General features: G+C 34.4%; 25 protein-coding genes. 20 read left to right on the top strand and 5 right to left on the bottom strand.

Going from position 1 to position 25,784, the window contains the following annotated elements:
• The first annotated feature begins 21 nt into the window (after positions 1–21).
• The 10 genes from ACM55K_RS07935 to ACM55K_RS07890 all read left to right on the top strand — a co-directional run bounded on the left by ACM55K_RS07935 (position 22) and on the right by ACM55K_RS07890 (position 6,998).
• Positions 22–390 carry a four helix bundle protein gene (locus ACM55K_RS07935; protein ID WP_416849696.1) on the top strand — a complete coding sequence of 123 codons (369 nt, stop codon included), beginning with the start codon at positions 22–24 and terminating at the stop codon, positions 388–390.
• 58 nt (positions 391–448) lie between these two features.
• Positions 449–1,228, top strand: coding sequence for an indole-3-glycerol phosphate synthase TrpC (trpC, locus tag ACM55K_RS07930; RefSeq protein ID WP_416849695.1), 780 nt, complete (start codon positions 449–451; stop codon positions 1,226–1,228).
• A gap of 50 nt (positions 1,229–1,278) precedes the next feature.
• Positions 1,279–1,914, top strand: a complete 636-nt coding sequence (locus ACM55K_RS07925) for a phosphoribosylanthranilate isomerase (RefSeq protein ID WP_416849694.1) — start codon at positions 1,279–1,281, stop codon at positions 1,912–1,914.
• Positions 1,915–1,972: 58 nt separating this feature from the next.
• Positions 1,973–3,154 carry a tryptophan synthase subunit beta gene (gene trpB / locus ACM55K_RS07920; RefSeq protein WP_416849693.1) on the top strand — a complete coding sequence of 394 codons (1,182 nt, stop codon included), beginning with the start codon at positions 1,973–1,975 and terminating at the stop codon, positions 3,152–3,154.
• Between the two features lie 142 nt (positions 3,155–3,296).
• Positions 3,297–3,614: a gamma-glutamylcyclotransferase family protein gene (locus tag ACM55K_RS07915; protein WP_416849692.1), complete on the top strand. Its 318-nt coding sequence runs from the start codon at positions 3,297–3,299 to the stop codon at positions 3,612–3,614.
• Complete coding sequence (locus ACM55K_RS07910) at positions 3,589–3,837, top strand: hypothetical protein (RefSeq protein ID WP_416849691.1); 249 nt, start codon at positions 3,589–3,591, stop codon at positions 3,835–3,837. Before ACM55K_RS07915 ends, ACM55K_RS07910 begins: the two co-directional genes overlap by 26 nt.
• Before the next feature lie 57 nt (positions 3,838–3,894).
• Entirely contained in the window at positions 3,895–4,656 is a 762-nt protein-coding gene (gene trpA, locus ACM55K_RS07905; RefSeq protein WP_416849690.1) for a tryptophan synthase subunit alpha, read from the top strand.
• A 243-nt stretch (positions 4,657–4,899) separates the two neighbouring features.
• Complete coding sequence (locus ACM55K_RS07900; protein WP_416849689.1) at positions 4,900–5,670, top strand: TIR domain-containing protein; 771 nt, start codon at positions 4,900–4,902, stop codon at positions 5,668–5,670.
• 4 nt (positions 5,671–5,674) lie between these two features.
• On the top strand, positions 5,675–6,028 hold the full coding sequence (locus ACM55K_RS07895; RefSeq protein ID WP_416849688.1) for a hypothetical protein: 354 nt from the start codon (positions 5,675–5,677) through the stop codon (positions 6,026–6,028).
• A 454-nt stretch (positions 6,029–6,482) separates the two neighbouring features.
• Positions 6,483–6,998 (top strand): GNAT family N-acetyltransferase, encoded by a 516-nt coding sequence (locus ACM55K_RS07890; RefSeq protein WP_416849687.1) that lies wholly within the window; start codon positions 6,483–6,485, stop codon positions 6,996–6,998.
• Positions 6,999–7,117: 119 nt separating this feature from the next.
• On the opposite strand, the gene ACM55K_RS07885 is transcribed toward ACM55K_RS07890, so the two are convergent.
• A complete protein-coding gene (locus ACM55K_RS07885; RefSeq protein ID WP_315177322.1) occupies positions 7,118–7,675 on the bottom strand; it encodes a DUF4494 domain-containing protein in 558 nt (185 codons plus the stop codon).
• A gap of 350 nt (positions 7,676–8,025) precedes the next feature.
• On the opposite strand from ACM55K_RS07885, the gene ACM55K_RS07880 reads away from it, so the two are divergent.
• From ACM55K_RS07880 to ACM55K_RS07860, 5 genes are all read left to right on the top strand, one after another.
• A complete protein-coding gene (locus ACM55K_RS07880) occupies positions 8,026–10,758 on the top strand; it encodes a family 78 glycoside hydrolase catalytic domain (protein WP_416849686.1) in 2,733 nt (910 codons plus the stop codon).
• Between the two features lie 150 nt (positions 10,759–10,908).
• On the top strand, positions 10,909–11,541 hold the full coding sequence (locus tag ACM55K_RS07875; protein ID WP_416849685.1) for a TetR/AcrR family transcriptional regulator: 633 nt from the start codon (positions 10,909–10,911) through the stop codon (positions 11,539–11,541).
• Complete coding sequence (locus tag ACM55K_RS07870) at positions 11,531–12,856, top strand: TolC family protein (RefSeq protein ID WP_416849684.1); 1,326 nt, start codon at positions 11,531–11,533, stop codon at positions 12,854–12,856. The genes ACM55K_RS07875 and ACM55K_RS07870 overlap by 11 nt, the downstream gene beginning before the upstream one ends.
• Before the next feature lie 11 nt (positions 12,857–12,867).
• Entirely contained in the window at positions 12,868–13,947 is a 1,080-nt protein-coding gene (locus tag ACM55K_RS07865; RefSeq protein ID WP_416849683.1) for an HlyD family secretion protein, read from the top strand.
• A gap of 1 nt (position 13,948) precedes the next feature.
• The gene (locus ACM55K_RS07860; protein WP_416849682.1) at positions 13,949–15,535 is read left to right on the top strand and encodes an MDR family MFS transporter; all 1,587 of its coding nucleotides are present in this window, start codon (positions 13,949–13,951) and stop codon (positions 15,533–15,535) included.
• Between the two features lie 34 nt (positions 15,536–15,569).
• Here ACM55K_RS07860 and yaaA read toward each other — a convergent pair whose 3' ends face one another.
• Positions 15,570–16,328 carry a peroxide stress protein YaaA gene (yaaA, locus tag ACM55K_RS07855; protein ID WP_416849680.1) on the bottom strand — a complete coding sequence of 253 codons (759 nt, stop codon included), beginning with the start codon at positions 16,326–16,328 and terminating at the stop codon, positions 15,570–15,572.
• A gap of 174 nt (positions 16,329–16,502) precedes the next feature.
• On the opposite strand from yaaA, the gene ACM55K_RS07850 reads away from it, so the two are divergent.
• Both ACM55K_RS07850 and ACM55K_RS07845 read left to right on the top strand, forming a co-directional pair.
• Complete coding sequence (locus ACM55K_RS07850; protein ID WP_416849679.1) at positions 16,503–17,033, top strand: GNAT family N-acetyltransferase; 531 nt, start codon at positions 16,503–16,505, stop codon at positions 17,031–17,033.
• Positions 17,034–17,212: 179 nt separating this feature from the next.
• Positions 17,213–18,463, top strand: a complete 1,251-nt coding sequence (locus ACM55K_RS07845) for an ATP-binding cassette domain-containing protein (protein WP_416849678.1) — start codon at positions 17,213–17,215, stop codon at positions 18,461–18,463.
• Positions 18,464–18,503: 40 nt separating this feature from the next.
• Here the strand turns inward: ACM55K_RS07845 and ACM55K_RS07840 are convergent, their stop codons facing one another.
• On the bottom strand, positions 18,504–20,027 hold the full coding sequence (locus ACM55K_RS07840; protein WP_416849677.1) for a SulP family inorganic anion transporter: 1,524 nt from the start codon (positions 20,025–20,027) through the stop codon (positions 18,504–18,506).
• A 321-nt stretch (positions 20,028–20,348) separates the two neighbouring features.
• On the opposite strand from ACM55K_RS07840, the gene ACM55K_RS07835 reads away from it, so the two are divergent.
• Positions 20,349–21,770, top strand: coding sequence for an adenosine deaminase (locus ACM55K_RS07835; RefSeq protein ID WP_416849676.1), 1,422 nt, complete (start codon positions 20,349–20,351; stop codon positions 21,768–21,770).
• A gap of 226 nt (positions 21,771–21,996) precedes the next feature.
• Positions 21,997–22,803: a transglutaminase domain-containing protein gene (locus ACM55K_RS07830; protein ID WP_416849675.1), complete on the top strand. Its 807-nt coding sequence runs from the start codon at positions 21,997–21,999 to the stop codon at positions 22,801–22,803.
• 206 nt (positions 22,804–23,009) lie between these two features.
• On the opposite strand, the gene ACM55K_RS07825 is transcribed toward ACM55K_RS07830, so the two are convergent.
• Positions 23,010–24,056 (bottom strand): RluA family pseudouridine synthase, encoded by a 1,047-nt coding sequence (locus ACM55K_RS07825; RefSeq protein WP_416849674.1) that lies wholly within the window; start codon positions 24,054–24,056, stop codon positions 23,010–23,012.
• Positions 24,046–24,669: a PASTA domain-containing protein gene (locus ACM55K_RS07820; RefSeq protein WP_416849673.1), complete on the bottom strand. Its 624-nt coding sequence runs from the start codon at positions 24,667–24,669 to the stop codon at positions 24,046–24,048. The genes ACM55K_RS07825 and ACM55K_RS07820 overlap by 11 nt, the downstream gene beginning before the upstream one ends.
• A 119-nt stretch (positions 24,670–24,788) precedes the next feature.
• On the opposite strand from ACM55K_RS07820, the gene ACM55K_RS07815 reads away from it, so the two are divergent.
• Positions 24,789–25,763, top strand: a complete 975-nt coding sequence (locus ACM55K_RS07815; RefSeq protein ID WP_416849672.1) for a D-alanine--D-alanine ligase — start codon at positions 24,789–24,791, stop codon at positions 25,761–25,763.
• The last annotated feature ends 21 nt before the right edge of the window (positions 25,764–25,784 follow it).

Raw genomic sequence — 25,784 nt, 5'->3', positions numbered from 1 at the left:
ATGATTGAAAATTAAAAGATTATGACTAAGTCTTTCGAAGAATTTGAAGTTTATAAAAAGGGAATTAATTTAGCACAATTAATTTTTAAATTAGTAAGCAATTCATCTTTTGAAAAAGAATTTGGTTTTAAAGACCAAATAAAAAGAGCAGTTATTTCAATAACCAATAATATTGCCGAAGGTTCTGAATATAATAACAACAAACAACTCATTAGATATTTGAAAATCTCAAAGGGAAGTTGCGCAGAAGTTAGAAGTATGCTAATATTGTCTCGGGAACTTGGCTTTTGTTCTCAAACAGAAATTGAAGAAAGCTATAAAATAAGCATAGAGATATCTCAAAACTTATCCAATTTTATTAAATACTTAAGTACTAAAATCAAAGACTAATTTTATTCAGATTGGAATTTTTCAATCTTTAAATTTTTCAATCTTTAAATTAAAATAAATGAACATACTCGATAAAATTATAGTTGACAAAAAAAGAGAAGTTATTCTCAAGAAATCCATCATTCCTGTTTCACAATTGGAAGCTTCGGTTTTCTTTGAAAAAAAGACTATTTCTTTGAGCGATAATTTAAGAAACAGCACCTCCGGAATTATTGCTGAACACAAACGCCGTTCGCCTTCCAAAGCAGAAATAAATTATAGTTTTACGGTTGAAGAAGTAACGAAAGGCTATGAAAATGCTGGTGCTTGTGGAATTTCGGTATTGACGGATGGAAAATATTTTGGTGGTTCGTTAGACGATTTACTTTTGGCAAGAGCCACAGTCAACATTCCATTATTGAGAAAAGAATTCATTGTTGATGAATACCAAATATTGGAAGCCAAAGCACATGGAGCCGATTTAATTTTGCTAATTGCAGCGGTTTTAACGAGAGACGAAATCAAATCATTATCTGAATTTGCTAAAAGTTTAGGATTGGAAGTATTACTGGAAGTCCACAATCAGGAAGAACTGGAAAAATCGATTATGCCAACATTGGATATGATTGGTGTGAACAATAGAAACCTAAAAACATTTGAGGTAAGTTTGGATTTCAGCAAGCAATTGGCAGCGCAAATTCCGAATGATTTTATAAAAGTTTCCGAAAGCGGAATTTCATCTATTGAAGCGATTAATGAATTAAAGCCCTACGGATATAAAGGATTTTTAATTGGAGAAAACTTTATGAAAACGGACAATGCCGGTAAAGCTGCAACGGAATTTATTAGCCAACTATAAAACATTCCTGTTAGGGTTTAAAACCCTAACAGGAATAAATAAAAAACGATATGAAACTCAAAATCTGCGGCATGAAATATCCCGAAAATATACTCGAAGTAGCTTCGCTCCTACCCGATTATATGGGCTTTATATTCTGGGAGAAATCAGCTCGATATTTTGAGGATAGTATTCCAGATTTACCAAAATCAATAAAGAAAGTGGGGGTTTTTGTAAATGCCTCACAAGATGAGATTCTTGAAAAAATAGCAAAATACGATTTGCAGGCCGTTCAATTGCACGGACAGGAATCGGTTGCATTTTGTTTGGATTTAAAGGATGAAATGGATCGTAAAATTGAAATTATAAAAGTATTCTCTGTTGATGAAGCATTTAATTTTGAGGTATTAAAACCATTTGAAGCCGTTTGTGATTATTTTCTTTTTGATACCAAAGGAAAATTACCCGGCGGAAACGGAACCACATTCGACTGGAAAGTATTAGAAAACTATCCGTCAAGCAAACCGTTTTTCTTGAGTGGCGGAATCGGAATTAATGAAATGGAGGACGTAAATGAAATTTCGAAAACCAATTTACCCCTTTACGCCATTGATGTAAACAGTAAATTTGAAATAGAACCCGGATTAAAAAACATACAATTATGTACAGACGCGATTTATCGCGTCTCGTCCAATAAAGATAAATAAATAGAGACGCGATAAATCGCGTCTGTACAGCATATCTATAAATAAAAAAAATAAAATTATGTCATACAACGTCAACGAAAAAGGCTATTACGGAGAATTTGGAGGCGCCTTCATTCCTGAAATGTTATATCCAAATGTGGAAGAATTACGTCAAAATTATTTAAAAATCACAGCTGAACCAGAATTTCAGGCTGAATTTGATGCACTGCTTAAAGATTATGTAGGTCGCCCTACGCCTCTTTATTTTGCAAAACGGCTATCAGAACAATACAACACTAAAATCTACTTAAAAAGAGAAGATTTATGTCACACTGGCGCGCACAAAGTGAACAACACCATTGGACAAATTTTGTTAGCCAAACGTTTGGGTAAAAAACGAATCATTGCCGAAACCGGTGCTGGTCAACATGGCGTTGCAACAGCAACCGTTTGTGCGTTAATGGGACTGGAATGCATCGTTTATATGGGTGAAATTGACATCAAACGTCAAGCGCCAAATGTAGCTCGTATGAAAATGTTGGGTGCCGAAGTGCGTCCGGCGCTTTCGGGTTCAAGAACCTTAAAAGATGCCACAAACGAAGCCATTCGCGACTGGATTAACAACCCCGTTGACACCTATTATATCATCGGTTCTGTCGTGGGTCCGCATCCTTATCCGGATATGGTGGCGCGTTTCCAAAGTGTCATTTCTAAAGAAATCAAAGAACAATTATTAGAAAAAGAAGGCCGTGAAAACCCTGATTATGTGATTGCCTGTGTAGGTGGTGGTAGCAATGCTGCCGGTGCGTATTATCATTTTCTGGATAACGAAGACGTGACTATTATTGCGGTCGAAGCAGCAGGATTAGGAGTCGATTCAGGCGAAAGTGCCGCAACATCAGCATTAGGGAAAGTAGGCGTGATTCACGGCAGTAAAACCTTGTTGATGCAAACTCCTGATGGCCAAATCACCGAGCCATATTCCATTTCGGCAGGACTGGATTATCCGGGTGTAGGTCCTATGCACGCTAATTTATTCGCTACTGGCAGAGCGCAATTCATCTCGATTACCGATGACCAAGCCATGCAATGGGGATTAAAACTATCACAAATGGAAGGACTTATTCCAGCTATTGAAAGTGCGCATGCCTTTGCCGTTCTAGACGAAATGAAATTCAAACCACAGGACATTGTAGTTATCAATCTTTCCGGTCGTGGTGACAAAGATTTGAATACGTATATCGATTATTTTAAATTATAATAGAAGAATAATTTGGGCGTTACCCTCCCAAAAAAAAGTCGGGTCGGGCTGTACACTATATCTTTTTTGTGGTAGAAAAAACCACAAAAAAGGATGCCGTTCCTATCCCTAACGCAAATAAATAACGAGAAAAAATAGTATTATGGAACATATATTCTCTTACGGAACATTACAGTCTAAAAAAATTCAAATACAGGTTTTTAACAAGCTATTGACTGGAACACTAGACCAACTCAAAGGCTATAAACTAAAAGATCTAAAAATAGAAGAAGAATTTGGAATGGCAGATTATTTTGTAGCAACACCAAGCGAAAATCCTTTGGATGAAATAAATGGTATTGTTTTTACTGTTTCCAGTGAAGATCTGACTAAAGCAGATCAATTCGAATCTAATGCGTATAAAAGAGTTCAAATAACATTGAAATCTGGAATAGTTGCATGGATTTATATGGAAAATTAATAATTGTAAATATAAAAACATACACCTACAAGGTTTTGAAAACCTTGCAGGAATAAATAATAGAAATGAAAATGATGGTGAATTTTGGGGATATCTTTCTGACGGAAAAAGTGCTTTTTGGAATAATAAAGGAGAATTGGTTTCTCAAATGAATGATTCAGATTCTGGATTATTACTTGTGGAAAATCAAAATGATAATTGGGCAAGTCAGATAATTAAATAAAAACGTACTAATATACCTAACAGCTTTTAAAAACCTGTTAAGACAAAAAATAAAACAATGAACAGAATAAATCAAAAATTACAAGAAGACAAAAAGATACTTTCCATTTATTTCTCTGCGGGATATCCTAACCTAAATGATACCGTACAAATCATTCAGGATTTAGAAAAAAGCGGTATCGATATGATTGAAATAGGGTTGCCGTTCAGCGATCCATTGGCTGATGGACCAACGATTCAAGCGAGTTCGACACAAGCGTTGCATAACGGAATGACGACACAAATTTTGTTTGACCAATTAAAGGACATTCGTAAAACGGTATCTATTCCGTTAGTGATTATGGGCTATTTCAACCCGATGTTGCAATACGGAGTGGAGAATTTCTGCAAGAAATGTGCGGAGATTGGTATCGACGGATTAATTATTCCTGATCTTCCCGTTGATGTGTATGCGGATGAATACAAAGCTACTTTCGAAAAATACGGATTGAAGAATATATTCTTGATTACGCCACAAACTTCTGACGAGCGCATCCATTTTATTGACAGCGTTTCTGATGGATTCATTTATATGGTGAGTTCTGCCAGTGTTACAGGATCACAATCTGGTTTTGGAAGCATCCAAGAAGATTATTTCAAACGTATTGCCGCAATGAATCTAAAAAATCCTCAAGTTATTGGCTTTGGAATCAACAATGCGGAAACCTTTAATCAAGCCACGCAATTTGCCAAAGGAGCGATTATAGGAAGTGCATTCATTCAGCATTTAACCGAAAACGGAACAGGAAAAATTGAAGAGTTTGTGAAAGCGATTCGATAAACAACTTCTTTTATATAATATCAAACGGCGTTTAAATGAACTTTAAACGCCGTTTTTTTATACTCACACTTTATAAAAACATTAAATTATTTGTAATAATTTATTTATATATTTACAATAACAAAAAGCCATTTTATGGCACAAGACCAACCAAAAACCGGTAGATTGGAGCCACTTTATGGCTCCTATATACTAGTTAGCAGAAACTATTTTATATCTCTTAATAAAAACTAACCTTTAACAATGGAAAAATCAAAAATATATGAAAATGCATATTTTTCAGCAGATGTGATTAAAGAAGTCTTTGATAAAAACATAACTGGAGATAAAATTAAAAAATCCTTTAGGCTGAAAAGAGATAATGAAGCTTGGGAATTTGATGATGAAAGGGAATTTTTTGCAGAGTATAGAAAAGAACATAATAGTTCATCTGTGAGTAAGTCAAATTCTGAAATTGAAATTGATGCATACTACTACAAAGATGAAAGCACCAATATCACAGTTCAAGCGAAAACAAGAGGAGAGATAGAAAATATTTTTGAAGTATTTGAAAAAAATTATGAAAGCTCAATTGTAAAATCGACAAAGTCCAAAGCACCTGTGATTTTTATTGGTCATGGTAGAAGTACACAATGGAGAGATTTAAAAGATCATCTTTCGGATAAACATGATTATAAAATTGAAGCATATGAAACAGGTGCAAGAGCTGGGCATACAATTAGAGATATTTTAGAAGAAATGGCTGCAAAAAGTTCTTTCGCTATATTAGTTATGACTGGAGAAGATTCAGATGAAAATGGAAAGTTAAAAGCTAGACCAAATGTAATTCACGAAATAGGTCTATTTCAAGGTAAGCTAGGATTTAGCAGAGCAATTGTATTATTGGAAGATGAAACTGAAGAATTTACAAATCTCAATGGAATTCAACAATTACGTTTTAAAAAAGGAAATATAAAAGAAGTTTTTGGAGATGTTCTAGCAACTTTAAGAAGAGAATTTACAATTAAAAAATAAAGAAATGAAAGCAGACGTTCAATATAACGATTACATAGGCACTTCAGCAGCAGACATTAGTGACCACACAGATTTAGATAAATTCTTAACAGAAAGAGGTGTTGACACAGAAAGATATGAAAGCTTTGGCGCAAGCTTTTATTCTGGATATAGCGACTTTTTTACCGCTTCAATAATATGCAGAGACAAGTTAAAAACAACTGAAATCAAACCATATATTGTTGAATTCGATTTTGATATAACAAAGGATGAATTCTTTGAATTGTTTAAAAGATTTCATGTTGTTATCACTGAAAAGTTTGACAAACATTCTAATAGAGAAATCGATGAGAATATTAGTTTGTTAGATAGTGAATAATAGCCTCCGCTAGCGCGAGCGTCCCGCTCGTGCCTATTACAAATTTATAGTTATTTTTGTTAGTGTTCACGAGCGGGACGCTCGCGCTAGCAATAGCAGCATAAACAACAAACACTTCTACTCAGCAACATATTCTTTTAAAAAATAAATACATCATACAATATGGTTTGTTCAAAATTTAAAGTTTGTTTTGTACTTTTAAAACAAACGCATTACCCCCCTCTAGCGCGAGAGTCCCGCTCGTGCCTATTACAAATTTATAGTTATTTACTTTTAGTTAGTGTTCACGAGCGGGACGCTCGCGCTAGCATTCACAACATATAATGTGGAAAGCGAGATTGAAAATACTCTTCTAAAAAATAAATACATCCTGTAATTTGAATTTGCAAAATTTAAAGTTTGTTTTGTACTTTTAAAGCATACTAATTAACCAAGAAAAACTTAAATTACAATAATGAATTATCACTTTCGAAAAGCGGAACTATCTGAAATAGTTCCAATATGGGGAATACTACAACAAGCTATACTGCGAAGAAAAGAAGACGGTAGTACCCAATGGCAAGACGGTTATCCAAATCCAGAAATCGTACAAAAAGATATTGAAAAAGGAGAAGGATTTGTATTAGTTAATGGAGAAACTATCATCGGTTATAGTGCGGTACTAATAAATGACGAACCGGCTTACGAAAAAATTGAAGGAAACTGGCTAACGAATGATGATTTTGTAGTACTGCACCGCGTAGCCATTTCTGAAAAGTATTTGGGTAAAGGCTTGGCTAAAATGATACTCAAACACATAGAAGATTTTACGCTAAGCAACAACATCTACAGCATAAAAGCAGACACCAATTTTGACAACATCGCCATGATGAAAATTTTTGAAAGTTCGGGTTATACGTACTGTGGCGAAGTATATTTTAGAGGAAGCTCCAGAAAAGCATACGAGAAAGTCTTAGCGAAACAGGACTAATTCAGATTATGAAAAACTTAGGGTTAAAATTAAAAAACCGCAAATTCGCAAATAAAAACAGCTAGCAACTGTTTCGATAATTTGCGAATTTGCGGTGAATTTTTTAAAAACAACTTATCTTAAACTGCAGCTTCTTCTTCAGGAGCCGTTTCAAATTCCATATGATCCACTATTTCTACAGCTGCTTCCGGTTTAGAACCTTTGAGCGCATTGAATCTTTCTAATTGTTCAAGTTCCCCTTCTTCCCCACTGAAATAAGGAAAAACATCCATAATAGGAGATTCCGAAATAGCTGGTATCGTGTAGTCGCCCATCGTGCCTTTCATTACACTGGTGGTATTATCATAAGCTTCTTTTACATCGTTAGCTTGCACTAATAAATACATATTGGTCTTGCGTTCTTTACCACTTTCTTCGTCATACGCTAATAATGAAACTTTTGATCTAAACCAACGGTCCGCATTTTCGAAAGGATGAATCTCAGCATAATTGGCCACTTTAATATTCGTGATTTTAAATTCTTCACTGATATAAGCCGACATCTCTTCATTAATTCTGGATTCCGCTTCTGTATAAGACAACGCATCTACCAAGTAAGGTTCTGTTGTAATCTTTTGTCCTCCAGTTTCATCTGTTTTTCTATATTTTACTTTGCATTCATACCAAATTGTGCTCATCTCTTTTTTTTTTAAGGATGTCAAAGATAGATTTTAAAGGGAAAATAAATTCACAATTTATAAAATAGATATTCACAATTTCAGATGGATTCTCCTATTGCTCTTTTTTATCTTTTTGAGTCATTATTTTCCTTTGAATAGATTTGGATTCCCATAAAATTAAATAAGAAACATTATTATACGTTCTTATTTAATTTTAAAGCAAGATTCAACTCATAAAATATATAGTCCTTTTGATTATTTGCAGCTATTTTTATATATTTTTGAGAAAAATAAAGTATGCTTTTTGTCCTACCTATAAACAAGTTACCTTCAAACCAATTTCCGTTATTTAGTATAATTAACAAACTATGAATAAAAAAATATCGATAGCACGCTATGCGATTATAGTGCTGCTGCTGAACTTTACCTTTTTACAGGGATTTGCCTCCAATCCGAATGCACCATTTAATTTAAGAAGTTTTGATAAACACAATCCGATAGGAACTAATGACAAACCTTATTTTGGTTGGTCTGTAACTGATCCGGACACTAATGAAATTCAATCTGCCTATCAGATTATCGTTTCTTCCAATCCTTCGAATCTTAACATGAATAAAGGAGATGTATGGGATAGCGGGAAAACAATTTCCAGAATGCAAAACTATGTTTATTACAAAGGAAAACCATTGGCACCAGCAACTCAATATTACTGGAAAGTCCGCACTTGGGATAAAGATGGGAATGTCAGTTCGTACGCTGCAAGAGCCACTTTTGAAACAGGATTGTTAACTAATAGCGATTGGTCAGGGGCATTTTGGATAAAAAGAGACTCAAAAGACAGCGACGATTATACTTATTTCCGAAAAAAAGTTAGCCTCCCGAAGAAAACCATAAAAAGTGCCATAGCCTATATTTCGGCTTGTCATAGTTATGAGTTGTATATCAATGGAAAATTTGTTGGAAAAGGATTTAACATGCATTACCCGCAGTACAGCTACTACAATGCTTGGGATATTAGTTCGTTTGTATCTGCAAATAAGGAGAATTTAATTGGTTGTTTGACCCATTGGTATGGCGGAGGTCAGGGTCGTGCCACAGGTGCCCGTGGATTGCTTTTAAAGGTAATTATAGAATATGACGATGGAACTAAAATGATGATTGGCACCGATAAATCTTGGAAACAAGTTCAGGCAGCACAATGGATTACCGACCAGCCGCAACGCAATGGCGAAGGAATCGGACGAATAGAAAAATTTGATAGCCAAAAAATCATCCCGCAATGGAATGCGAAAAACTTTAACGATACCAGCTGGACTAATGCATCTGAAATAGGAAAACAACCAGTAGCTCCTTGGACAGGCACTTTAAGATCTGATTTGACAAGGGTTATTGAAAAAGAAATTAAACCCGTTGCCGTAAAAGATATGGGAAATGGGAAATATATTATTGATCTGGGAAAAATATATGCGGGCAGCTTCAAAATACGTTTTGATGGTGGTAAAGCCGGAGATACCATTCATATGATGGGCGGATTTGTTTTGAATGACGACCGTACCGTTTCGACTAAACTCAATCAGTCCACCAACTTAGCATTTCATTTTATTCATAATGGCACTGCTGCCGTTTTCAATCCTTTTGTGTATTTGGGATTACGGTATTTACAAGTCGACAATTCAACCAATGTACTGACCAAAGAAAATGTAAGTTTCATTTCGAGACATTTCGAACTTGATCCGAGCCGCTCGTCATTTGAATCTTCTGATTCTATGCTCAACAACGTATGGGAGTTGATGAAGCATTCCCTGACTGTTGGTGCGCAAGAAGGTTTTGTAGATACGCCAACCCGTGAAAAAGGGGCTTTTTTGAGTGATGGCTGGTCACAGGCAGTACCCAACATGAGCGTCATGTACGACCGAACCATGAACATGCGAGTATTGAATGAATTCCTCGATTCGCAGGATCAATATTGGCCTGATGGCCGTTTAAACGCGGTATATCCTAATGTTGATGGTGGCAGAGATATCCCTGACTTTACCCAATCGTACCTAGTTTGGATTTGGGATTACTACATGCAAACAGGGAATTTGGAATTTCTTCAATCGAATTATGTCCGATTGAAAAAAATTGCCGACTATGTGGATACCTATAAAAATGATGCTACCGGATTAATTTATAAATTAAAAGGAGGAAAAGGTCCATATGAGTATGGAATTATCGATTGGCCAGAAGTGATGCGCTATGGTTATGACATGACCGTTGAATCCAGAACCGTTATCGATGCGTATGCCTTTGCGAATTTCGAAATTATTTCAAAAATTGCTGATGTATTAGGAAACACAAATGACAAAGAGAAATACAGAACCAAAGCCAACGCTATCAAAAAAGCGATGAATACGCTGCTGCTAAATAAAGACGGTGTTTATATTGATGGATTACATAGCGATCAAACACCCAGTTCACATGTTTCGCAGCATGCCAACATTCTTCCGTTAGCCTTAAATATTGTACCCGAAGAAAATAAAAAACAAGTCGTTAACGAAATAAAAAAACGAAAGATGAGCGTCGGAATGGTTTGTCTGCGTTGGTTACCCGAATCGCTTGGTCAGTCCGATGAAGGAGAACATTTAATCGATTTATATACCAACACCACATGGGATGGTTGGGCAAAAACCGTTTCCTTGGGAGGAACAGTCACATGGGAATCATGGGATGCTAATGTAACCAATCAGAGTATGTCGCATCCTTGGGGCGCCTCCGGCCTATTGGCTATGCAAAATTACATTTTAGGCATAAAGGCATTAAGCCCACAACACGAAAAGATTCAAATTAAACCTTTGTGGTTTGGCAATAAACTGAGCTATGCCAAAGGGATATATCCAACGGATAAGGGCGACATCGCTGTTGCTTGGAATAAAAACGACAAGGGTTATATTTTGAAAATAACGATACCCGATAATGTAACCGCCAAAGTATATGTTCCAAAATGTGGCAAAAACGGCACCACAATACAATTCGACAAAAAAGAAACCAATGGTATTGAAGAAGGAGACTATATCTATTTAGACAATATTGGATCAGGAGAACATATTTTCGAAAGATAATTGGAATGCCAGTGGCTAACACCTTTGTATAAAAAAAAGGTTATTCAACGGTTGTAGTCCACTTTTATAAATGTTAATATATTGTTAAAATAAAATTAAACAACCGTTTAAATTAAACAGTTGTTTAATTTTGTTCCATATTTAAAATGTATGGGATTGAATACTGATTTTAACGAAAAACAAATTAAGATACTTCAGGTAGCGGAAACGCTATTTGCTGAACAAGGTTTTGATGGTACTTCAATCAGAAACATCTCAAAAGAAGCAAAAATCAACATTGCGATGGTTTCCTATTATTTTGGATCCAAAGAACGTTTGCTCGAATCCCTGATTTTATATAGAACTTCCGATTTAAAATCTCAACTAGATTCATTAATACAAGAAAACCTCGAACCTATTGAAAAAATCAATAAATTAATCGAGCTGTATATCAATAGAATCAATTGTAATAAAGGAATTTATAGAATTATACATTTTGAATTTGCCACAAACAAACGAGATTTAAATTTTGAATCCTTTATCGAATTAAAAAAAGGAAATCTAAAATCCCTTGAAGCTATAATCGTAGAAGGCCAAACGAAAGGCGTTTTTAGAAAAGACATCATAATTCCGCTGATAACACCGACAATACTGGGAACTTTTTTTCATTTTCATATGAATAAACCGTTCTTTCAAAATTTACTGAATTTGAAAACCGAGGATCTATATAATAATTACATAAGAACCAATTTGACAAAGCACATCCAACAAACTATAAAAGCCCTTCTAATATATGAAAGTTAGTCAATTAATGCTCTTTGGGATTTTCTTTATAGGAATTTCTTCAGTAGAAGCACAAGAAAAAACGAGTCTTACTCTCGATGAAGCCATTCATATGGCTTGGTTAAAAAGTAATGAAATTAGTTTAGCCAATACCAAAGTGGCGACTAAAAAATACGAATTACAATCGGTAAAAAACAGTCAATATCCTGATTTAAAAGTTTCGGGACAATATCAAAGATTGGCGAAGGCTTCAGTAAATTTAAAAATTAATAAAAGCAGTAATGCGGAACCGATGCCTGTTGTAGATCAATTGATGATTGGTCAAGTTAATGCCAACGTACCCGTTTTTGCAGGTTTTAAAATCCAAAATGGCATAAAGTTTTCTGAGAATTTATATCAGGCTGAAAATGCAACAGCTTCCCAAACAAAAGAAGAAATTGCGATGAAAGTGATCAATAGCTACGCTAATTTATACAAATCGCAAAAAACGATTGAACTACTCAAAGAAAATCAGAAAAGTGCACAGCAACGTGTCGTTGATTTTAGCGATTTGGAAAAAAACGGTGTTATTCCAAGAAACGATTTACTAAAATCACAATTACAAGTTTCAAAAATTCAATTATCAATAGACGAAGAAAACAACAATTTGAATGTTGTAAATTTCTATTTAGTGACACTTTTAAAACTACCAGTTGAAACCAAATTAGAAATTAGAGAAAGTGATTTTGCTAATTTTCAAATGGATAACATCCCTACTAATGAGGAGCCCGCATTACAAAATCGTAAAGATTTAGAAGCGATTCGATTTCAGGAAAAAGCGAGCAAGGCTAATATAAAAATGGCAAAAAGTGCCTATTATCCTGCTATTTCCCTTATTGGCGGTTATACTGCATTAGACTTAAAAAATGTAATAACAGTTCAAAACGCAATGAATTTTGGTGTTGGTATTTCTTATGATATAAGCTCTATTCTTAAAAATGGAACTATGGTAAAACTAGCCGAGAGCAAATCATTAGAAGTACAAAATTCGCAAGCAGTACTTACGGATTATATCAAAATGCAAGTTCAAAAAGCGATAGAAGACTATGATTTGGCATTAAAACAAAATGAAGTTTATGTTCAAGCTGTAGAACAATCAACAGAGAATTACAGAATCATAAAAGACAAGTACGACAACGGACTTTCAGACACTAATGATTTATTAGAAGCCGATGTAGAACAATTGGGTTCAAAAATCAATAAAGCATTAGCTAAAGCAAATATCATACAGAAATACTACGAATTGCTTTCTGTTACCGGACAATTATCACAATCATTCAATCTTTCAAAAATATAATCACCAATCACATGGAAAAGAAAAAAACAAATACAAAATTTATTATTATCCTAGTGACTTTGATCGTATTAGGCGGAACTTATGGAACATATAAATACATGCATTCCTTATCCCACGAAGAAACCGATGATGCGCAGATAGAAAAAAACATGAATCCAATTATCCCAAAAGTTTCGGGATATGTGGACAAAGTATACATAAAAGACAATGATTTTGTAAAGAAAGGCGATACGCTTTTTACGATTGACAAAAGAGATTATCAATTAAAAATTGATGAAGCAAGTGCTGCACTATTAGCTGCTGAAGGGAATTTTGAAGTTTCAAAAGCTGATATCGGTAGCGCTTTGGCTAACATTTCTGTCTCTGATGCTAATGTACAATCAGCAGGTGGCAATATCGAAACTGCAAAAATTAGATTAGGCAGAATCACCAGTGATTACAATCGTTATGAAAATTTATATAAAAATCATTCGATAACGAAACAACAATATGAGCAAGCTTTAGCAGCAAAACAAGAAGCGGAGAGTCAAATCCGTATTTTGCAACAGCAAGAAAAAGCAAGCTCCTATCAAAAATCAGTTATTGTAGCCAAATCTAAAGTTTCAGGTAAACAAACTGAAGTTGCTGCAGCCAATATAAAAAGAGCAGAAGCGATGCTTGAAGCTGCAAAATTAAATTTATCCTATACTGCTGTTACCGCGGCTATCGATGGTCAAGTTTCAAAAATTGATATCCAACCAGGACAATTGGTACAACCGGGGCAATCTCTTTTTTATATTATCAATAATTCTAATGCTTGGATAATTGCTAATTTCAAAGAAACACAATTGAACAAAATGATTATTGGACAAAAAGTAACTATTAAAGTAGATGCTTATCCTGATTATGATTTTGAAGGGACATTAACTTCATTTTCTCCTGCAACGGGTTCTCGTTTTTCTATATTGCCTCCGGATAATGCTACTGGTAACTTTGTAAAAACCATTCAAAGATTACCTGTAAAAATTAACTTGAATGCATCTAACGATGTTGAAAAAATAAAATTATTACGACCGGGAATGAATGTTGATGTTGACGTACATTTAAACTAAAATGGCACAAGTAAAAGTAGAAGATGATTTAGTAGAATACGGTTACAGACGAGTTCTAATTACGATTACAGCGGTACTTTGTGCACTGTTGGAAATCGTAGATACTACTATTGTCAATGTAGCTTTAACGAACATGAGAGGAAGTCTTGGTGCTACATTAAATGATGTTGCCTGGGTTATTACTGCTTATGCTATTGCAAATGTTATTGTAATTCCAATGACGAGCTGGCTTTCACAACAATTTGGAAGACGAAATTATTTTGTGACTTCCATCATTATTTTTACGATCTCGTCCTTTTTATGTGGTAATGCCAATAATATATGGGAACTTATCGCTTTTAGATTTATACAAGGTCTGGGTGGTGGTGCTCTATTAGTTACAGCACAAACAATCATAACCGAAAGTTATCCAGTTGCAAAACGTGGTATGGCTCAGGCTATTTATGGAATGGGTGTAATTGTGGGACCTACTTTGGGTCCACCATTAGGAGGTTATCTTGTTGATAATTTTTCCTGGCCTTATATTTTCTACATCAATATTCCCCTTGGAATCATTGCCACTATTTTGGCATTGAGTTTTGTAAGAAGCCCTAAATTTGGTGAAAAATTAAAAGCTAAACAAGTCGATTGGTTGGGAATTTTTCTTTTGACGGCTTTCATTGGTTCTTTACAGTTTGTTTTAGAACATGGTCAACAAGATGATTGGTTCAACAATAAAGTAATTACATTTTTAAGTGTTGTATCAGTTTTTGGTTTGATTTTATTTATATGGAGAGAATTAACGTATAAACATCCTATTGTAAATCTAAGTGTTCTAAAAGATGGAAATCTACGAATTGGAACAGTAATGTGCTTCATTTTAGGGTTTGGACTTTATGGTTCCACTTTAATTATTCCAATTTACACGCAATCCATTTTAGGGTGGACCGCCACAGATGCTGGTTTATTGCTTATTCCAGGTTCCATTACCACCGCTATTATGATGCCTATTATTGGTAAATTAATTCAAAGAGGCGTTCCTCAAGGGTATATGGTAGGTATTGGATTTTTAATATTCTTTTTCTTTACGCTGATGATGCATAATAGTATGACACCAAGTACTGGAGTGGAACATCTTTATTGGGGATTGATTTTAAGAGGAATTGGATTAGGATTGCTTTTTGTACCTATAACGACACTTTCTCTTTCCACATTAAAAGGAAAAAACATTGGTGAAGGAGCTGCTTTCACCGGAATGATGCGACAACTTGGAGGTTCATTCGGAATTGCCATTATCACTACTTTCATCACTAGATTCAGTCAGGAACATCGGGTAAATTTGGTTTCCCATTTAGACGGAAGCAGATTAGAAGTACAACAACGTGTAATGATGTTGCAAAAAGGTTTTATGTCCAAAGGATTTTCGACTAACGAATCTTTGAAAAAAGCGTATCAAGTCATTGATTATTCAGTCATGAAACAAAGTACCGTTTTATCTTACATGGATATATTTCTTTACCTTGGAATTATGTTTTTATGTTGTATTCCTATTGTTTTTTTAATTAAAAAAGGAAAGAACAAAATAAATCCTGCAGATGCAATGCATTAATATTTGTAGAGACGCGATAAATCGCATCTCTACACTATCGCGTAAAAACCAAATGATTTCCTTTTGATAAATTAGCATCAAATTGATAGCCTTCATAATTGAAACCTTGTAGATCATCAATTGTTTTTGCATTGGTATCAATGATATAACGCACCATCATTCCTCTCGCCTTCTTGGCAAAGAAACTGATTATTTTTAGTTTTCCATTTTTATAATCTTTGAATTCAGGAGTAATTACAGGAACTTTCAAGGCTTTAACATCAATCACCGAAAAATATTCGGTACTGGCTAAATTGATAAACAATTCTCCTTTTTTAAGTTCTTTATTTAATGCTTTTGTAACCGTTGCTTTCCAAAATTCATATAGGTTTTTGCTTTCGCCAATAGGTAATTTTGTTCCCATTTCCAATCGATACGCTTGTATCAAATCCAATGGTTTCAACAGGCCATACAAACCGGATAATATTCTCAAACTATCTTGTAATGTTTCTAATTTTTCTATCGGAATCGAATAAGCATCTAATCCAGTATATACATCTCCGTCAAAAGTAAAAACTGCCGGACGAGCATTTTCTGTTGTGAAAGGTGTTTTCCATTCTTGGTTGCGTTTCCAGTTTAAATCAGCGAGTTTATCCGAAATACTCATTAAATCAGACAACTGAGCAGGCTTTTTTTCTTTTAAAACTTTATTAACTTGTCGCGATTCTTTTAAAAAATGGGGTTCCGTGTGAAGTGGTGTGGGCAACTCTTTTTCAAAATTTAAGGATTTGGCCGGTGATATAACAATTTTCATATACTATACTCTTTCAAGTTCTTTTATTAATTGTTTCAAAAGTACAAATTGAAAACAACAAAGTAAGAATCTATGAATTGATTTGTTTAATAGTATAATAGAAAATGAAAATTGCCACCAAAAATTTTTGTGTATTTTTGACTTTTGAAAAAAACCAAAAGAGCATTTACTATTATGAATCCAATAGAAATCAGAAAAGCAACGTTATCCGATCTTGAAGCAATACAAAAGATAGCTACCCAAACTTTTATGGAAACTTTTGCCGCGGTAAATACACCCGAAAATATTGCTAATTATGTAGCGGAAAATTTTAATTCAGAACAAGTAGCTTCTGAATTAAACAATGCAAATTCCCGGTTTTATCTGGCCACTTCAGGCAACGAAATACTTGGTTATTTGAAAATAAATTTTGGCGACGCCCAAACCGAAACCATTAATAAAAATGCTTTGGAAGTACATCGAATTTATGTTTCACAAGCATTTCACGGAAAGAATGTGGGTCAATTATTAATTGACAAAGTAAAAAAAATTGGACAAGAAACGGGTGTTGATTACATTTGGCTTGGTGTCTGGGAAGAAAATCACCGAGCGCTAAGATTCTATTCGAAAAATGGTTTTGTCGAATTTGACAAACATGTTTTCATATTAGGAAATGAAGAACAAACCGACTTATTGATGCAGCTTATATTGAATAAAAAACATTGATAAGCAATACTTCTTTATCAGTAATTCAATTTTAGCTCGTGGAAAATTTAAAAGAAAACCTTTATTGATTTGAATAATACTGAAAGTAGTAGGATATAAAAGCTATAAAATTTGTGTTTGAAAAAGGATACGTTTAATTTTGCACATGCATGTTAGCACCACAAATTACTTATTTAAAAATGTACAAAAACACACATTGGAACATCCTTTTATCGAATCAGGTAAATAAAAAAATCTTTATTGAAACCTTGATTTCAGGAGAAGCCAAGGGAGAATTAACTACTTTTAATGAACTGAAAGGAATTCTTTTTTCGGATATTGCTATTGAAAAATTCATCGAAAAAGAAAATCGATATGATATTGTGGAAGCCGCTCCGGAATCAAACAGAAAACTACGTACTTTTTCCTCTGGCGAACAAAAAAAGGAATTTTTGCGCTATTGTATCAATCAAAATCCAGATTATATTATTTTTGATAATCCGTTTGATCATTTAGATCAATCCTCCCGAGTAACATTATTTAATTCACTTGAGAAATTATCGGCTTCTGTTCGCATCATACAATTGGTAAACCGTGCCACTGATTTACTTCCTTTTATTCAAAATAATGGGCATATAATTGATAATTCTTTTGCTTTAAACAAAATCAATGCAACTGAAACCAATCAAAAAATATCAGTAAAGCCTGAAATACCTAAATCTTTAAAACCTTTTGATTATAACGAAAGTGTTCTTATAAAAATGAATGGAATTTCCGTGAGTTATGAGGATCGAAAAATTGTAGACAGAATTTCCTGGACTATCAAACAAGGGGAGTTTTGGCAACTTATTGGGCCAAACGGTTCTGGAAAAAGTACGCTCTTATCTATGATTACAGGGGACAACCCGAAAGGATTTGGACAAGAATTATATCTTTTTGGAAGAAAAAAAGGTAGCGGTGAAAGTGTTTGGGAAATCAAAAAACAAATTGGTATTTTCTCCACGGCAATGATGGAATTATTCCAAAGAAATAATAGTTTAGAACAAATGATTTTGTCTGGCTTTTTTGATACTATCGGATTATACACCGAACCAACCAATTTACAAAAACAAATTGTAGCCCAATGGCTTGAGGTAATTCAGATGAGCCATTTAAAGAATAAAATGTTTAATCAACTTTCTATTGGTCAACAAAGAGTGGCGCTAATTGTTCGTGCCGTTCTAAAACACCCCCCATTAGTCATTTTAGACGAACCGGTGGAAGGTTTAGACGATGAAAATGTAGCCTTGGTAATACACCTCATCAATATCTTAATGCAAGAAACCAATATGACGATTATCTATGTTTCACATCGAATCGAACCTGCACTGAAACCAACTTCGGTTTTTGAATTAATTCCAACGGAAACAGGATCAATTGGTAAAATAAAATTCCATTCGGAGCTTAATTAAATGGCCTTGAATAGATACCGAAATCTATTTTTATTCTAAATTATTCACTAACCACTTGATAAGTTGGGTCTTCAATAATATTAACTTCAATAACTTCATTAGCATTTTTTAATAGCTGACGACAATCAGGGCTTAAATGACGGAGATGAACTGTTTTATTCAGTTTGGCATAACGCTCCGTGATTTTGTTGACGGCATCAATAGCACTCATATCGGTAATTTTACTTTCTTTAAAATCAATAATTACCTCGTTTGGATCATTTGAAATATCAAATTTTTCGGTAAATACTGCTGTAGATGCAAAAAATAAAGGTCCATATATTTCATAATGCTTCACTCCTTTTTCATCAATATATTTCTTGGCACGAATTCTTTTGGCACTTTCCCAAGCAAAAACCAAAGCAGAAATAATAACTCCAATTAAAACTGCCAAAGCCAAATTATGTAATAAAATAGTAATTAACGCCACAACCACGCCAACAAAAACATCATGCTTTGGCATTTTATTGATGATGCGAAAACTAGCCCATTCAAATGTTCCAATAGCAACCATAATCATGACGCCAACCAAAGCAGCCATGGGTAATTGCTCAATTATTGGAGCACCAAATAAAATAATCATCAATATTGTCAACGCAGCAATAATTCCTGATAAACGGGCTCTGGATCCTGCGGAAAGATTCACTAATGTTTGCGCAATCATGGGACAACCGCCCATTCCGAAGAAAAACCCATTTAGGATATTTGCACTTCCTTGTGCGATGCATTCCTTGTTTCCATTTCCTTTTGTTTCGGTGATTTCATCGACTAAATTCAATGTCAATAAACCTTCCGTCAATCCTACCGATGCCATGATCAAAGCATAAGGAAATATCAGTTGCAAAGTTTCAAAATTCATTGGAATATTCGGAATGTGGAATGGTGGAAAACCACCACTTACTGAAGCAATATCTCTGACTGTTTTGGTTTCAATATCTAAGAAAAACACCAATACAAAAATTACTATAATTGCTGCTAATGATGCCGGAACAGCTTTAGTAATTTTTGGCAAAAACACAACGATTCCGATTGTCAATGCGACTAAACCAAGCATAATCAACATTTGGCCACCGGAAAGCCATTCACTTTGACCATTGACTACCTTTTTGAATTGTTCCAACTGCGACATGAAAATAATAACCGCTAAGCCATTGACAAACCCAAACATTACCGGTTGTGGTACCAAACGTATGAATTTCCCAAGTTTAAAAACACCAACTAAAATTTGCAAAATTCCCGCTAAAGCAACTGCTACAAAAACATATTCTAAACCGTTTGATTTCATCAAGGCAATTAATACAATCACCGTTGCCCCTGCTCCTCCGGAAATCATTCCTGGTCTACCTCCTAATATTGCGGTAACCAAACCCATAATAAAAGCGGCATATAAACCTGACAAAGGTGGAAAACCAGCTAATATAGCAAAAGACAGTGATTCAGGAATCATGGTCATGGCCACGGTTAAACCCGCTAAAATTTCAGTTTTATAATTTACAGCTTGCGTAAAATCAAAATATTTCTTCATGGGTTGTTTACTAGGTGTGTAAAATGTTAGCATCAGGATTCATGAAATTAAAATCCCGAAAGAAGTCAATACCCACAATACGAAATTGTATAAATAAATCAGTATAAAAGACTAAACCAAAGTATGGCAAAATACTTTTCTATCGAATGGCAAAAGTAAAACTTTTTATTCGATGCATAAAATAGAAAACGGAATTGCTTAAATTTGAAAAAAATAAATCTTCGTTTAAAATGCTTATTAAACTTCTTACTTTATAAGCTAAATTCATTTTTGACGATTTAGCAAAGATCAATATACAAACCATTCAATTGAAATTACAATATGAAATTACTTTATACTTTACTCTTTTCTGCTCTTTTAAATATCGGTTACTCACAATCTACTAACGAGTATTTTGAAAAGATTAGAAATAATGAAGCCAAATTAACCGCTTTCTTTTCTCAAATGCCTAAAGGCGGCGATTTACACCACCACTATTCTGGATCGATTTATGCAGAACCACTATTAGAACGAGCCATTGCAGATAATCTTTATCTCAATACCGAAACCATGCAAGTGCAAAAAGAAAAACCATCCACTGGAAACTGGGAACAATTTTCTACACTGAAAAGTCGTGGGGAACTAGCTGTCTATAAACAAAAAATCATGCAAAAATGGTCTGTGAAAGATTACAATTATGTGGATTATCCATCAGACAAGTTGTTTTTTGAATCTTTTATGAAGTTTGAGCCAGCAATCAGAGGTAATTTTGGAAAAGGAGTATTGGAACTAAAAAACAGAGCCATTACTGAGAATGTGAGTTATATTGAAACGCAATTAGCTACGATTCCTTGTGCTATGAACACGGATGATTTGACCCAATTCAATACCCGATTGCGACAATTAGCAAAAGTAAAAGATGAAAAAGCAATTATAAAATCGCTGGATTCCGTTTACAATGCATTATTACTAAAAGATGCTGCATCTTACGCCAATGATTTCAATACTAACTTTGTAACGAATCTTCACAATGACCTTAAAATTGATGATGCCCATTTCACAATGCGTTATCAAAATTTTGTATTGCGTTTCATGGAACCTGTAGATTTATTTAAAAATCTGGTCATTGCTTTTATCTCGGCAGATAACAGTCCGCTTATGGCTGGAGTAAACATTGTTTCTCCGGAAGATGGCGAAACATCCATGAAAGATTATTGGCTGCATATGGTGATGTTTAAATATTGCCATTCTCGTTATCCAAATGTAAAATACACGCTACATGCCGGTGAACTTACTCTGGGATTAGTACAGCCGGAAGACCTGACTTGGCATATCAATGCTGCTGTTTATATTGCCGGAGCAAACCGTATTGGTCATGGTGTGGACATGGCGTATGAACAAAATTCTTATGATTTATTGCGGTACATGGCTAAAAAAACAATTCCTATCGAAATAAATCTGGTGAGTAATGAATTCATTTTAAAAGTAAAAGAAAACCGCCATCCGTTGACATTGTATAAAGAATTTGGCGTTCCAATTGTCATCAGCACCGATGATGCTGGAATATTAAGAACCAATATGACAGAGCAATATGTGCTATTAGCAAAAAGATACAAAGACATAACTTACGCTAATATTAAACAGTTTGTTTACAATAGCATCAAGTATAGTTTTATAAAAGACACTTCTGTAAAAAAACAATTACTTAAAAATCTCGACACTCGATTTAAAACTTTCGAAGCAAATTATCCTCTAAAAAAATAATTTTCGGAACTCGTTAGAATTCATTTAAAAACAAATTCAAAAGTCCCATTTGGAGCTTTTTATTCAGTCTTAAACGGTTAACCCGAAAAAATATTTTTTAAATAGTTAATTTCACTATATTTGATATACCTACTTAACTACTATATATTTACAATTACAAAAAATCATTTTTTTACATTTCATTTCTTTATTTTAATTGTTTAAAAACAGGATAAATTATTGAATAATGAGTAGATCTATAATTTGGTATTTAAGAAGGCATCCTTTACTATACGAAGTACGATTTAGATTATTATCTAAAAACGCATCTGTTGATCGTGTAGAAAATTTTTGCTACAACAACATTAATAAAACAGCCGATATTCCTGAAATTTATTTTGAGTTAAATCCTTTAATTTTCGAAAAAATAAAAGTCGCCTTAAGTGATATTGATAAAGCAAAAAAAATAGCTATTTGGCTTAGAAACAACATAAAAGGCGGAGCTGGATTAGGGAAATCATCAGAAATCGCTTTAAGAAAAATGATGAACGGAGAAGGAGGGGTTTGCAGTGATTTTTCGCAAGTCTTCAATAATTTTTGTGTGATTAATGATTTAAAAGTAAAAGAATGGGGACTGAAAGTAATTTCAAATGACCCCAGTCTTAAAGGCGGTCATGCATTTAACGAAGTATATTCCAAAGAATTGCAAAAATGGTTTATAATTGATGTTTCCAAATCACTACTTTTCTATCCTATAAATCCAACGATTCCATTGTCCATTTTTGATTTAGTTACTCTAAAAAATGAAAATGAAAAAGTAACCTTCTCGTGTTTTAACGAAAATACCGTACCTGATTGTAAAAGGATAACGGATATTTATATAACTTCTAATTCTTCTCCTTTTTTAATCACTAATTATTGCAATAAAACATACGACTCCTATTTAAATAAACTAAACTTTCTACCGGAGTCTATTGTTCATGGATTACTATTTCTTCTTGGAAAAAGCTATGCTTTTGAGTTTCCAAATATAAATAAATTTTCAAAACTGTAAATTTGACTACATTTGAAAATACAAATTTATTTACAAATTTATTTACAAATCCAAGTCGATTGTATAACATCGAAACGATTGAACGAAGAACGATGCATTACGCCCTGCAAAAAAAGAGCGATAAAACTTTAGTTACAAACTATAATCCGCATGCCCGAAGCACATAAACCCCACAAAAAAAGCCCCAAATCGGGGCTTTCATATTTTTAATTTTCTTCTTCTTCATCACTGCTATGGGATTTCGAGTACCCTCGCCATTTTTCGATACAATTCTGAAAATCCTGCGGAAGTTCCGTATCAAAACGCATCATCTCGCCGGTTGTAGGATGTACAAAACCCAAAGTTTTGGCGTGTAAAGCCTGTCTTGGCAAGGCTTTGAAACAGTTTTCTATAAATTGCTTATATTTGGTAAACGTAGTTCCTTTTAGGATCAAATGACCGCCATAACGCTCGTCATTAAAAAGTGGATGTCCTATGTGTTTTAAATGCGCTCTAATTTGGTGTGTTCTTCCTGTTTCCAACTGGCACGAAATCAAAGTCACGTAACCAAAACGCTCCAACACTTTATAATGTGTCACAGCAGGTTTCCCTATTTCCGGATCAGCAAAAACCGCCATTTGCATGCGATCTTTCAGGTGACGCGCCAAGTTTCCTTCAATCGTCCCTTGTTCTTCGACTACATTTCCCCAAACCAAAGCAACATATTCTCTTTCGGAAGTTTTTGCTTCAAATTGTTTAGCAAGATGCGTCATTGCTACTTCTGTTTTGGCAATAACCAATAAACCAGATGTGTCTTTATCAATTCTATGCACAAGTCCAGGACGTTCGCTGCTATTCATTGGCAAATTATCAAAATGATAGGCCAAAGCATGCACTAAAGTTCCTGTATAATTCCCGTGACCGGGATGCACCACCATTCCTGGCAATTTGTTTATCAATAACAATGCATCATCTTCATAAACAATATCAAGCGGAATATTCTCCGGATTAATATGGTTTTCATAAGGAGGATGCGTAAGCATAACACGAACCACATCATTGGCTTTTACTTTGTAATTTGACTTCACTGTGGCGTCGTTTACAAAAATATTTCCTTCTGTTGCAGCGGTCTGTATTTTATTCCGAGTTGCATTTTGAATCAAACCCATCAGATATTTATCAATTCGCAAAGGCGCTTGCCCTTTAGGAACTTCAAATCTAAAGTGTTCAAATAACTCTTCTTCTAAATCTATTGTATCGATATTATTGTTCATCTGCTGGTGTTGGTTCTAACTGTGTTGCAAGACTGTCTACTGCTGCACTTTCCTCTTCATAACTCATTTTTCCGTCTCCTAAAACCAAATCAATTTTGGATGATTTCAATACTCTGTCCCCTACTTTCAGGTTTCTGCCCTTGTAACGCATTTCCAGTACCATATCTTTTCCAAGATTTGGAACGTAAGTAATAGTTCCTTCTTCAAGGCCTAAAGCTTTCAATGTTGGGACTGCTTCACGATATGTTTTTTCAATCAAATCAGGAATTCGTACAGACGAAAATCCCGAAGCGTTGATTTTTATATAAACCTTTCTACCTACTTTTACTTTCGTTCCTGGCAATGGATCTTGCTCCACCACACTAAACTTAGGGAAATCATTTCTAAAATCCACACTGTCCAAAAGCACATAGTCTAAATCCAATTCATCCAACTTATCCTCTACTTGTTCCTCAGTTAGCTTGCGCAAATCCGGAACAGCAATTTCATGACCATGATCCGTTGTAAACGTCAACCAATGCATAAACAAATAGCCCAAAACGGCAATAATGGCAAGAGCAATGAATACTTGCCCAAAAAAGACACGGCTTGTAAGATACTTACGTAAAGTCATAAATTTATTTTTATATGCGGCAAAGATAAAGCTATTTCGTTTCAAAAAAAATGATAATTTTGTTTAGAATACGTTTAATCGGTTAATCGATTAAACGTTTAACCGATTAAACGTATAAAATGAAAAACATTGCCATCATCATGGGCGGATATTCCAGCGAATACAAAATCTCACTTATTAGCGGAAACGTCGTATATCAATTTCTTGACAAAACTAAATACAACGGATTCCGAATCCATATTTTTAAAGAAAAATGGGTTTATGTTGATGCTAATGATGCCGAATTCCCCATCGATAAAAATGATTTTTCAGTAACAATAAACGGAACTAAAATCTCTTTCGATTGCGTTTTCAATGCCATTCACGGAACTCCGGGCGAAGATGGATTAATGCAAGCTTATTTCGAATTGTTGCAAATTCCACAAACATCTTGCGATTATTATCAAGCGGCTTTAACGTTCAACAAACGTGATTTATTGTCGGTTTTAAAACCATACGGAATAAAAACGGCCATTTCCTATTACTTAAACAAAGGGGACATTATCAATACCGAAGAAATTGTAACTAAAGTAGGATTACCATGTTTTGTAAAACCCAATAAAGCGGGTTCCAGTTTTGGAATTTCCAAAGTTAAAACTGCCGCCGAATTGCCAATCGCAATCGAAATGGCGTACAAAGAAGACAATGAAATCATCATAGAAAGTTTCCTTGATGGAATCGAAGTTTCTGTAGGAGTCATCAATTACAAAGGAAAAGTAATTATTTTACCAATAACTGAAATCGTTTCTGATAATGATTTCTTCGATTATGAAGCCAAATATTTGGGTAAATCCCAAGAAATTACGCCGGCAAGAATCTCAGATGAAATGACTCGAAAAGTAAACGAAATAGCCAAACGCGCCTACGATGTCCTAAAAATGAAAGGTTTCTCCAGAAGCGAATTCATCATTGTAGATGGTGAACCACACATGCTGGAAATGAACACTATTCCAGGTCTAACCACCGAAAGTTTGATTCCGCAACAAGCCAAAGCAGCCGGAATTTCTTTAGAAGATTTGTTTACGAATGCGATAGAATTGGCGTTGCCTGAATAACTTATTATTTCGTTAACTTTG

Source organism: Flavobacterium arabinosi (assembly GCF_048158725.1).
Classification (GTDB): Bacteria; Bacteroidota; Bacteroidia; order Flavobacteriales; family Flavobacteriaceae; genus Flavobacterium; species Flavobacterium arabinosi.
The sequence above is the reverse complement of the archived record's forward strand: the minus strand, read 5'-3'. Positions and strand labels throughout refer to the sequence as shown.